Here is a 10,888-nt window from a genome sequence, read left to right as displayed (position 1 = left end):
GGCCCGGCTCGGCCCGGCTCGGCCCGGCTCGGCCCGGCTCGGCCCGGCTCGGCCCGGCCCGGGTCGGGTCGTCGTGTTGGGGGCAGAGGGGTGGATCAGCGGTGTCGGGGTCAGAGGAGCGTAGGGGTGTCGTCGTCAGTGCGGAGTGTTTCCAGGACCTGCTCCCCGTATTTGGCCAGCTTGTTCTCCCCGACCCCGTTCACCCCGCTCAGCTCGGCCAGCGAGGCAGGCCGGAGCGTGGCGATCTCCCGCAGGGTCGCGTCGTGGAAGATGACGTAGGCGGGCACCCCCTGCTCCTTGGCGACCGAGCCCCGCCACGAGCGCAGGCGTTCGAACAGCGGGGCGGCCTCCGGCGGCAGCTCCACGACGGCCTGGGCGGACTTCGAGCCGGAGGCCGTCTTCACGCGGGCCGGGCGCAGGGCGTCGCGGCGCAGGGGCACCTCGCGCTGCCCGCGCAGCACCGCTGAGCTCTCCTCCGTCAGCACCAGTGTCCCGTGGTCGGACTCCACCGCCAGCAGCCCCTGGGCCAGCAGTTGCCGGACCACCCCGTGCCACTCCGCGTTGCCCAGGTCGGCCCCGACGCCGAACACCTTGAGCGTCTCGTGCCCGTGCTGCAGCACCTTGGCGGTCTTCTTGCCGAGCAGGATGTCGACCACCTGCCCCACCCCGAACTTCTGCCGCCGCTCCTTGGCCAGCCGGAACACCGTGGACAGCACCTTCTGCGCCGGGATCGTGCCGTCCCACGACTCGGGAGGAGCCTGGCAGGTGTCGCAGTTTCCGCACGACTGCGAGCCCTTCTGCCCGAAGTAGTCGAGCAGCAACACCCGTCGGCAGCCCACGGTCTCGCACAGCGCCAGCATCGCGTCGAGGTGCAGCACTTGGCGGCGGCGGTGGGCCTCGTCGCCCTCCAACGCCATGCGCCGGTGTTGGACGACGTCATGCAGACCGTAGGCCATCCACGCGGTGGCGGGCAGCCCGTCGCGCCCCGCCCGCCCGGTCTCCTGGTAGTAGCCCTCGACCGACTTCGGCAGGTCGAGGTGGGCCACGAAGCGCACGTCGGGCTTGTCGATGCCCATGCCGAACGCGATCGTGGCCACCACCACGAGCCCGTCTTCCCGCAGGAAACGGGCCTGGTGCAGGGCGCGGGTGCGGGCGTCGAGGCCCGCGTGGTACGGCACCGCCGCGATGCCGTTGTCCACCAGGAACTCGGCGATCTTCTCGACCGAGGACCGGGACAGGCAGTAGACGATGCCGGACTCGCCCGCGTGCTCGGTGCGCAGGAACTCCAGGAGCTGGCGCTTGGGCTCGTTTTTCGGCGCGATGCGGTAGTGGATGTTGGGCCGGTCGAAGCTGGCCACGAAGTGCCGGGCCTGCTGGAGCCCGAGCCTGGCGGAGATCTCCTCGTGCGTGGCGGGGGTGGCGGTGGCGGTGAGCGCGATGCGCGGCACGTCGGGCCACAGCTCGTGCAGCCTGGACAGCTCGAGATAGTCGGGACGGAAGTCGTGCCCCCACTGGGACACGCAGTGCGCCTCGTCGATGGCGAACACCGAGATCTCGCCCTTGGCCAGCAGCCGCTGGGTGGCCTCGACCCGCAGCCGCTCGGGGGCGAGGTAGAGCAGGTCGAGCTCGCCGGCCAGGAACTCCGACTCCACGAGCTGGCGTTCGTCGAAGTCTTGTGTCGAGTTGAGGAACCCCGCCCGCACGCCGAGCGCCCGCAACGCGTCGACCTGGTCCTGCATCAGCGCGATCAGCGGTGAGATGACCACGCCCACGCCACGCCGCACCAGGGCGGGGATCTGGTAGCACAGCGACTTGCCGCCACCGGTGGGCATCAGGACGAGCGCGTCACCGCCGCCCACGACGTGGTCGATGATCTCCTGCTGGCCCGCCCGGAAGGAGTCGTAACCGAACACGCGATGCAGGACGTCGGTGGGGGTATCCATGCGGCTACCTTACGTGTTCGTGGGTGGACGTAGTGTCAGTTCCGCCGACGGCGGACCCCGCGCCCGTGCGCCGGGGCCCTTCGATCGTAAGACGTGGGCCGGGGTCGGGTGGCCGGTGCGAACGGTTCCGCGCGGATCGCCGGAACGCCGACGGCGCCGACCGTCCCGGTGAGCTGGGCGGCTCTGGCGGCATGGGAGGGATCAAGGCGGAAGGGGCGCGGGTGCCGTCTGAGCGAATGTGGAATGGGGTGCGGGTGCCGTCCGAGTGAATGTGGAATGGGGTGCGATCTCGTCCGGGTGAATGCGGAAGGGGTGCGGGTGTCGTCCGGGTGAGCGCGGCGCCGCCTCGGCGTACGTGGTGGCGGGTGGGGCATCGGGCTCGGCCAGAATTTGGGGAATGAAAACCGTTGTCGCATGGTTGCAGGGGCCATGAAGAAGAACCTGCACCCCGACTACCGTCCGATCGTCTTCCGCGACCCGAGCGCCGGCTTCGCCTTCCTCACCCGCTCGACGCTGACCAGCGACAAGACCGTCGAGTGGGAGGACGGCAAGACGTACCCGGTCATCGACGTGGACGTCTCGTCCGCCAGCCACCCCTTCTACACGGGCCGTGGCCGCATCCTCGACACCGCGGGCCGGGTCGAGCGGTTCAACCAGCGCTACGGCAAGCGCTGAGGCAGTATGTGACGCATGTTCGAATCGCCCCTGTCTGCCCGCCTCGACCGGTCCGAACGGATCCTGGTCGCCGGCGCGGGCGGGGGCTCGGACGTGTACGCCGGGTTACCCCTCGCCCTGTCCCTGCGCGAGGCGGGCAAGGAGGTGCACCTGGCGAACCTGTCGTTCAGTCACCTCGACGCGCTCGACCTCGACGCCTGGCTGTTCGAGGACGTCGCCGAGGTCGGCCCCGACACCCCCGCCCGCGACTGGTACTTCCCCGAACGCTGCCTGGCCCGCTGGCTCGCCGCGCACGGCCAACCGGCCACCGTGTACGCCTTCCCCAAGGTCGGCGTGCGCCCGCTGCGGGCCGCGTACGCCAGGCTGGCCGAGCATCTCGGCATCGACGCGGTCGTCCTCGTGGACGGCGGCACCGACATCCTCATGCGCGGGGACGAGGCCGGCCTCGGCACCCCGGCCGACGACATGACGAGCCTGGCCGCCGCGCACGCGCTCGACGTTCCCGAGAAGGTCGTCGTCTGCCTGGGCTTCGGCGTGGACGCCTATCACGGCGTCAACCACGTACAGGTGCTGGAGAACCTGGCGGCGCTCGAACGCGAGGGCGGCTACCTGGGCGCGTTCTCCGTCTCCAGGGCCACGAAGGCGGGCGCGCTCTATCTCGACGCCGTCGCCCACGCCCAGGCCGAACTGCCGGCGTACCCGAGCATCGTGAACGGCTCGATCGCGGCGGCCGTGCGCGGCGACTTCGGGGACGTGCGCTTCACCGACAGGACCCGGGGCGGCGAGTTGTTCGTCAACCCGCTCATGGCCGTCTACTTCGCGGTGGACCTGGACGCGCTGGCCCGGCGCTCGCTCTATCTGGACCGCCTCGCGGACACCGTCCTGATGCGCCAGGTCGTCTCGGTCATCGAGGACTTCCGCGACGAGGTGACGCCCCGGCCGCCCAGGCAGTTCCCCCACTGAGCCTGCACGGGCCCTACGCCTGGGTGGCGCCGGGCGGTCGGGCGCGGCATGGTACCGTTCGGTTCGATGAGGTGCTAGCGTCCTGGGTCGTCCTGATTCGGTGCGACCCTTGGAGCCTTTGATGACAGATCCTTTCTCCGCCGACCCGCCGCGAGACCCCGACTTCCCCGCCACCACGCCCGCGGTGACCTTCGACAGCGGCGGCGCGACCCTGCTGGGCGTGCTGCACGTGCCGTCCGGCCCCGGGCCGCATCCGGTGGTCGTGGTGCTGCACGGATTCCCGGGGAACGAGCGCAACTTCGACCTCGCGCAGGTGCTGCGCAGGGCGGGCTACGCGGCGTTGGTGTTCCACTATCGCGGCTCGTGGGGCGTCGGCGGCTCGTGGTCATGGGGCAACGTGCTCCAGGACGCGGCGGCGGTCGTGACCGGGCTGCGCGACCCTGACGTCGTGGCCGCCCACCGGCTCGATCCGCGCCGGGTGGCGCTGGTCGGCCACAGCCTCGGGGGCTTCACCGCCCTGATGACCGCGGCCGCCGACCCGTCCGTCGCGGCGGTCGCCTCGGTGTCCGCGTTCGACTTCGGTACGGCGTCGGCGCTCTGCCGTGCCGATCCGAGCGTCCGTACGGCCTATGTCGAGGCGTTCGCCGGTGAGCTGGGTCCACTTCAGGGCACCAGCGGGGAGGCGCTCGTCGCCGAGATGGAGGCCGCCGGCGACGCGTGGCGGTTGGCCGGGCTCGCGCCGCTGCTGGCGGACCGCCCGGTGCTCCTCGTCGGCACCGGCCACGACACCGTCACCCCCTCCGAGACGCATCACGAGCCGGTCGTCGCGGCGTACCTGGCGCAGCCCGTCGAACAGCTCGAACACCACGTCCTCCCCACCGACCACGCGTTGTCGGACCACCGCGTGACGCTGGCCCGTACGGTCCTGGGCTTCCTGGAGCGGCACCTCTGAGAGTGGCGCGTGGGCCTCAGTCGTCGCGCTGAGCACGGGAGCGGCGGCGCAGCACCAACAGGTCGATCACGGCGATGACCACCACGGCGGCGGCGATGGCGGCCTCCCAGCGCCACACCTCCTCGCCCGTGCGTACGGCGAGCACGACGAAGAACACCCCCGCCACGAGGCCGAACGCCAGGGCGACGAGCGACATGATCCGGCGGACCCGGAGCGGGCTGCGCGCGGTCACCGGCTCGGTGCCCTGGCGGTTACGCAGCCACATGGTCGTCCCTCCTCAGGCGAGGCGCCTCAGGGCCTCAGGCCAGGCACCTCAGGGCCGCGGCGACGCGCGGGTCGACGTCGTGGGAGGCCGGCAGGCGGCCCACCGTGGCCTCGACGAACTCCGGGTACGACAGCGTCGCGCTGGTCCCGCCCGCCGCCACCCAGACCGCGTCGGGCATCTGCTCGACCTGCACCTTGGCGTCCTGCTCCGCCAGCACGAACCGGCCCACGGCCACCCGCCACAACGTCCGGCCCTCGGTCTCGGCCTCCGAGACGGGCGCGGCCACGTCGTCGGCGTGGGTGGCGTACTCGGAGTCGTAGTGGAAGGTCTGCAGGCCCACGAGGTAGGGCCCGGCCATCGTCTCCAGCAGTGCGTCGGGGCCGAGCGCCCGCATGCGCTCGCGCGTCTCGCCGTTCTTGACCCGCCACTCGGCCAGCACCTCTTCGACGGGCAGGTCGCGGCGCTCGCGTACGCACCACTCGTTGAAGTCGTTGTACCCGTCGACCGCCTCCCCGGCCAGTTGGGACATCAGATCGTCCACGGTGCCGTCGAGGCAGGCGTGGTTGTACAGCTCCTCGCCCGCCAGATGGGCCAGCACGTCGCGGACGGACCAGCCCGCGCACCGGGACGGCCGACGCCAGCCGCTCTCGTCGAGCCCCGAGAAGAACCAGTCGAGCCGGGCTGCCTCGGCGTCGAAGATGTCGAACGGGTTGAGGTCTTTGAGCAGGTCGTCGGCCATACCCGGACGCTACCCGTCAGGTGCCGACTTTCACGGCCCGGTCGCCGATGGCCGCCTTGACCCGGCGGTACTCGCCGGGGCAGGAGGGCGCGCGCTCGGCCGGGACCCAGCCGCCCTCGGCGATGCGGCCGTACTTGGCGGGGTCGGCGCCGTAGAGCAGGCAGGCGAACGTGGCCGACTCCGCCCTGCCGGACAGGTGGTCGAGGTCGAGGTGCCCGGCCAGCAAATGGCGGGCCTCGGCGGCGGCCACCACGCGCTCGGGCGCGTCGGCCGGCAGCGTCAGCGCGGCGAACTGGTCGGCCTGCCCGGAGCTGTCGGTCAGGCCGTTGAGCGTGGTCAGCGCGTGGCCGAGCTGGTGGTGGAAGAGCACGGTGAGTGCGCCGTCGAGCCGGGCGCCGGCGGCCCGCGCGTCGGTCTCCTCGGTCTCGGAGATGCCCTTGATCGTGCCGCGTACCCGGTCGACCAGGGAGTAGCAGATCGTGATCTCGCGTTTGCCGGCGTTCCACCCGGCCGTGGGGGAGTCGCAGTCACGGGCGACCACCCGGACGGGCTCGGGCAGCCGGATGCCGGTCTCCAGCGCGCCGCTGTCCTTCAGCAGCCGCTCGGCCTGCTCGGCGCGCGGCGAGCCGGGCTCCTCGTAGCGTACGGACAACTCGGGTGAGGGGGCCGCGCCCAGCGTGCTCGTCATGCTCAGGACGAGGGCGACGACGGGGTGCGGCATTCGGGGGCTCCTTCGGGGGATCGGTCAACACAATGCGACTCACCATGCGGCGATTGAGTGATCGATAAACCTCGGAAAGGTAAAAGATCCCGGGAATGCCGGAGCCCGGCCCACACGTGACCGGGCTCAGGAAAAGCCGGAGGCCCGGCCCCACAGGGGACCGGGCCTCGACGAGAATGGATCAGCCACGCCACCAGGAGCCGTAGACCCGCACGTAGTCCGTGCGGCTCGTCGCGCTCTCGAGCTCGTCGTCACCGCTGAACACGGCACGGAAGCTGCCGCTCTTGCTGGCGCGCGTCTTGGCGTAGAACTTGCCGTCCCACGACGTGCGGTCGGAGGCGACCCACTTCCAGGCGTTGGAGCCGCTGGCCCGGAAGTAGATGTTGACGCGCTCGTTGCGCACGCCCTCCCAGCCGTCGTCGTCCACCTGCAGACGGCCGGAGAAGAAGATCGACTTGCCCTTGCGGACCTTGGAGGGGCTGGCGTCGAAGCGCGAGATGCGCGTGTCGGCCTTGCCCTTCTGAATCTCGACCGAGAAGTACGCCGAGTCCTTGGCGATCTCCTTGCCGGCGCCGTCGAAGGCGACGGCGGTGGCCCGCCACTTGCCGGCCGGGTCGTTCTCGTTGAACCCGGCGGCGAAGCGCCAGCCCTCGAGGTCCTTGACGTCCCTGTTCCGCATGGTGTGGAAACCGTCGGCGGGGGCCAGGGTGAGCTCGACCTTCTTGACGTCGGAGCTGGCGCCGACGTCGAAGTACGCCGTGGTCTCGGCGCCCGCCTTCACGACCACCGGGTTGGGGGTGATGTCGCGGATCCTGAGCTGGGTGTCCGTCTTGGTGGTCGCCGAGGCGACGCCGGCGCCGGACACGAGCATGGCGCCGCCCACAAGAGCGGAAAGGATACCTACTGCGATCTTTCTCATGAGGGTGCTGATTCCTCTCCCCGTATTGACTTGGAGCCTGGCTCGGGGTGGCCGGGCTCCCTCTACTACTTTGAGGCTCCGGAAAGGGAAAAGGTTGGCTAAAGTTCGGAGCAATATTTGATCACGGCGTTAACCAGGGCTTACACAGGAAAATCACATGTTTGATCATCCCGACCCACTACAGTCTGGCCCTATGACGGACGTCTACACGCTGGGTGAGCCGTTGGGGGTGGTGTCCAGCGGTCGGGTGCGCCATGAGAGCGAAGCCCGGCTGGACGTCTGCGGCCCCGAGTTCACCCTGGCCGTCGCCCTGGCCAGGCTCGGGCACCGGTGTGCGTATCTGGGCAAGGTGGGCGCCGACGACCTGGGCGCCAGGGCGCTGAGCGTGCTGCGGGGCGAGGGCGTGGACGTCGGGGACGTGCGCGTGACCGAGGGCGCGCGTACGGGGCTGCTGTTACGCGAGACGCGGGTGGCCAGGGAGCACGTCGTGGTCCACTACCGCGCCGGCTCGGCGGGGTCGCTGCTCGCGGCGGGCAACGTGCCGATCGACCGGATCGCCGCCGCCAAGATGTTGCACGTCACCGGCCTCACGGCGGGGCTGGGCCACGACGCGCTCGACGCCGTGCGCACTGCCGTCACCGCGGCCAGGAAGGCCGGTGTGATGATCTCCTTCTCCGTCGCGTACGTCCCCGAGCTGTGGGCCTCGGTCCGCGACGCCGAGGAGGTGCTGAGCGAGCTGGCCTGCGAGTCGCACCTGCTCTTCCTCCGGCAGGACGAGCTGGACCTGGTCAAGCCCGCACTCACCCCCGAGCGGGAGGTCGTGGTGGACCGTGGCGTGAAGGGCGCCACCGCACGGTCCGACCGGATGCGGTACGACGTGCCGGGCTGGCAGGTCCCCGTCGTGGACACGGCGGGGGCGGGGGAGGCGTTCGCGGCCGGTTACATCAGCGCCGCGCTCGACGGCCTCACCCCCCAGGAACGCCTGCACCGCGGGGCGCTGTTGAGCGCCGCCGCGGTGACCAGCGTCAGCGACTGGCAGGGGTTGCCCACCAGGGCCGAGCTATGAGCCGGTGTGTCTCGTCGACCGCCGGGTGCTAGTTGGTCGTCAGGGTGAACGTCGAGGTGGTGTTCTTGATGTTCTGGAAGTTGTTGCTGAACCTGAGGTTGTTGATCGTGGCCGACCCGACCGCCGGGCCCTGGCCGGGCTCGGGCATCTCGTTCACCCAGATGCCGAAGCCGGACTTGGCGTCGAACGCGTCACCGCTGCGCTGCGCCCCGCTGATCGACACGTTCGTGAAGACCGTGTCCTTGACCGGGTTCAGCGGGGTCGACGGGTTCGAGTAGCCGGTCTGGAACATGATCCCGCTGTAGGTCGGGTCCACGATGTCCAGGTTGCTGACGCGGATGCCCTGGAACACCTTGGAGGAGGAGAACACCCACAGGGCCGGGAACGTCTGCTGGCCCCAGAAGTGCCCGCCGGCCCTGACCAGCGAGATGTTGTCGAAGGTCGTGGGCGGGCTGGCGCCGAAGCCGTGCATCGGGATCCCGAAGTCCAGCGAGCTGATCGTGACGCCCGGGTACGTCAGCGTGTCGGCCACGTAGATGTTCCTGAAGGCGTTGTTGTAGCCGCCGTAGACGGCGATGCCCGCGGCCCGCCACGTCAGCAGCGAGGTCAGGTTCTCGTAGACGTTGCCGAACTGCTCGCCCGAGTTGTTGTCGGTGGCCGAGAACAGCGCGAAGCTGTCGTCGCCCGTGGACCTGGTCTCGATGTTGGTGACGCGGTTGCCGGTGCTGCCGTTGGTCAGGTTCAGGCCGTCGGCGAACACGTTGCGGATGCGGGAGTTGCTGATCGTCAGGTTGTCCGTGTTCGAGCCCCACAGCATGCAGATCTGGTGCTCGACCCAGAGGTTGTCGATCGTGATGTTGGCCACGTTCGAGAAGTCGAACACCTTGCCGGGCCCGTCGATGCGCTCGGCGTAGTTGCCGAAGAACGCGAAGTTCGCGAACGTCGAGCCGTTGGCCGTGGCCTCCGCGCGGAAGCCCGCGTCGGTGTTGGACGACCCCGAAGGCGTGTAGAACCTGGTGAACCAGGGGCCCGCGCCGACGATCCTGACCGCCTTGCCGTACACGTGGAACTTGCTCGTCGTCTGGTAGTCGCCCGCGGGCAGGTAGACGCCGGTCAAGTTGGCGTCCATGCGGGCCCTGTCCAGGGCGTTCTGCACGTCCTGGTGGGTGAAGCCGGCCGGGACGGCGTACTTCGCCGGGTCCGGGTTGCCGAGCTGCGTGGCCTGCTCGAAGTCGACGAAGTCGATGGCGTAGGTGTGGGTGTTGGCCGCGTCCTTCTGCAGCCTGATCTTGCTGCCGGCCGGCACGGTGGTGCCGAGCAGCACGTTCGCCTCGTCGTAGATGTGCCGGGGCGGGCCAGAGCCGGGGTTGTTGTTCGGGCTGGCCTCGGGGCCGTAGAGCCAGGCGTAGCGGGAGGACAGGTTGATGGGCTTGAGGAACGTGCCGTTGACGTAGACGTTCAGGGTGGAGTTGATGCCGCCGCCACCCGGGGCGTCGGGCATGTTGAAGCGGGTGACCAGGGTGTTCGTCGCCGCCCTGGTGGTGAACTCGACGTAGGCGCCGGTCTGGTTCAGCGTCACGGCGCGCCGCCCCGACGCCTCGCCGGCGATGGTGCCGATGTCCCTGCTGGGGCCGACGCGGGCCGCGCCGCCGCCGATCACGCCGTCCTCGGCCTCGTACGTGTCGTACGGCATGTTCGCGCCCCGGCCCACGAACAGCGGCAGCGTGCTGGTGTTGTTGGCCCGCTTGACCGGCAGCTCGTTGGGGTCGTCGGCGAGCACGGTCTTCACCGTGTACTTGCCGTTGGCCGCCGTCCAGGTGCCCAGGCTGACCGGGCTGGTGGTGGCGCCGGGGGCGATCGTGCCGGAGACCGAGCCGGTCAGCGTCCGTACGACGGCGCCCGAGTCGTCGGCGACGGTGAGCGTGATGCCGTGGGAGCCGCTGCTGGAGGCCACGGTGCCCTGGTTCCTGATCGCGACGGAGAACGACACCGTGGTGCCCGCGGCCGGGTTGCCCGGCGTCCAGGCGACCGGGGAGGCGATCAGGTCGGCCGTGTCGACCGGCCGTACGGTCAGCGTGCCCGTCGCGGTGTTGTTGCCCTCGTTCTGCTCGATGACCTTGTTGTCCTCGTCGACCTTGGCCGAGAGCTGGTACGTGCCCGCGTCCCTGGCCCCGATGTCGGCCGACACGTTGGCGGTGGCGCCGGCGGCCAGCGCGCCCACGTTCGCGGTGCCGACCTTGGTGGTGCCCGCGTAGAAGTTGACCGAGGTCGCCACGGAGGCCGCGCTGCCGGCGTTCCTGACCGTGGCCGACAACGTCACCGCGTCCGTCTCGACGGGGCTCGCCGGTGAGGAGGTCAGGTTCGACACGGTCAGGTCGGGGTTGGGGGCGGACGTGCCGAAGATCTGGAACTCGGCGACCTGTCCGCCCGGTGCGCCGGAGTTGGCGGTGAACTGGAGGCGGACGTCGGCGACCCGGCCGGTGACGGGGATGGTGACGGTGTTGCCGGTGGCGGGGTCGAAGGTGTGGGTGGCCTGGGCGGCGAGGGTGGTGTAGGCGGTGGCGCTCTGTTCGCGGCCGAGGACTTGGATGGTCTGGGTGCGGCGGCCCCAGACGGGGTCGGGGTTGAGTTTGACGGTGATGGAG

General features: G+C 70.3%; 10 protein-coding genes. 4 read left to right on the top strand and 6 right to left on the bottom strand.

Going from position 1 to position 10,888, the window contains the following annotated elements:
* Window positions 1-110 precede the first annotated feature (110 nt).
* A complete protein-coding gene (recQ, locus tag ABD844_RS31280; protein WP_344886245.1) occupies window positions 111-1,943 on the bottom strand; it encodes a DNA helicase RecQ in 1,833 nt (610 codons plus the stop codon).
* A 429-nt stretch (window positions 1,944-2,372) separates the two neighbouring features.
* On the opposite strand from recQ, the gene ABD844_RS31275 reads away from it, so the two are divergent.
* The 3 genes from ABD844_RS31275 (at window position 2,373) to ABD844_RS31265 (ending at window position 4,533) form a co-directional block, all read left to right on the top strand.
* Window positions 2,373-2,618 (top strand): type B 50S ribosomal protein L31, encoded by a 246-nt coding sequence (locus tag ABD844_RS31275; RefSeq protein WP_344886244.1) that lies wholly within the window; start codon window positions 2,373-2,375, stop codon window positions 2,616-2,618.
* Between the two features lie 15 nt (window positions 2,619-2,633).
* Window positions 2,634-3,581, top strand: a complete 948-nt coding sequence (locus ABD844_RS31270) for a DUF1152 domain-containing protein (RefSeq protein ID WP_344886242.1) — start codon at window positions 2,634-2,636, stop codon at window positions 3,579-3,581.
* Window positions 3,582-3,702: 121 nt separating this feature from the next.
* Window positions 3,703-4,533, top strand: a complete 831-nt coding sequence (locus ABD844_RS31265) for an alpha/beta hydrolase family protein (protein WP_344886240.1) — start codon at window positions 3,703-3,705, stop codon at window positions 4,531-4,533.
* 16 nt (window positions 4,534-4,549) lie between these two features.
* Here ABD844_RS31265 and ABD844_RS31260 read toward each other — a convergent pair whose 3' ends face one another.
* From ABD844_RS31260 to ABD844_RS31245, 4 genes are all read right to left on the bottom strand, one after another.
* A complete protein-coding gene (locus ABD844_RS31260; protein ID WP_344886238.1) occupies window positions 4,550-4,798 on the bottom strand; it encodes a DUF6343 family protein in 249 nt (82 codons plus the stop codon).
* 34 nt (window positions 4,799-4,832) lie between these two features.
* The gene (locus ABD844_RS31255; RefSeq protein WP_344886236.1) at window positions 4,833-5,537 is read right to left on the bottom strand and encodes a maleylpyruvate isomerase family mycothiol-dependent enzyme; all 705 of its coding nucleotides are present in this window, start codon (window positions 5,535-5,537) and stop codon (window positions 4,833-4,835) included.
* 16 nt (window positions 5,538-5,553) lie between these two features.
* Complete coding sequence (locus tag ABD844_RS31250) at window positions 5,554-6,258, bottom strand: DUF4344 domain-containing metallopeptidase (RefSeq protein ID WP_344886234.1); 705 nt, start codon at window positions 6,256-6,258, stop codon at window positions 5,554-5,556.
* Between the two features lie 181 nt (window positions 6,259-6,439).
* A complete protein-coding gene (locus tag ABD844_RS31245) occupies window positions 6,440-7,177 on the bottom strand; it encodes a hypothetical protein (RefSeq protein WP_344886231.1) in 738 nt (245 codons plus the stop codon).
* A 193-nt stretch (window positions 7,178-7,370) separates the two neighbouring features.
* On the opposite strand from ABD844_RS31245, the gene ABD844_RS31240 reads away from it, so the two are divergent.
* Window positions 7,371-8,243, top strand: coding sequence for a sugar kinase (locus ABD844_RS31240; protein WP_344886229.1), 873 nt, complete (start codon window positions 7,371-7,373; stop codon window positions 8,241-8,243).
* A 28-nt stretch (window positions 8,244-8,271) separates the two neighbouring features.
* Here the strand turns inward: ABD844_RS31240 and ABD844_RS31235 are convergent.
* A partial coding sequence (locus tag ABD844_RS31235; protein ID WP_344886227.1) for a CARDB domain-containing protein occupies window positions 8,272-10,888 on the bottom strand: 2,617 nt, incomplete at its 5' end.

Origin of the sequence: Nonomuraea antimicrobica (genome assembly GCF_039536965.1) — a bacterium.
In the GTDB taxonomy this organism is placed as follows: domain Bacteria; phylum Actinomycetota; class Actinomycetes; order Streptosporangiales; family Streptosporangiaceae; genus Nonomuraea; species Nonomuraea antimicrobica.
This window is presented reverse-complemented; position numbering and strand designations above follow the sequence as displayed.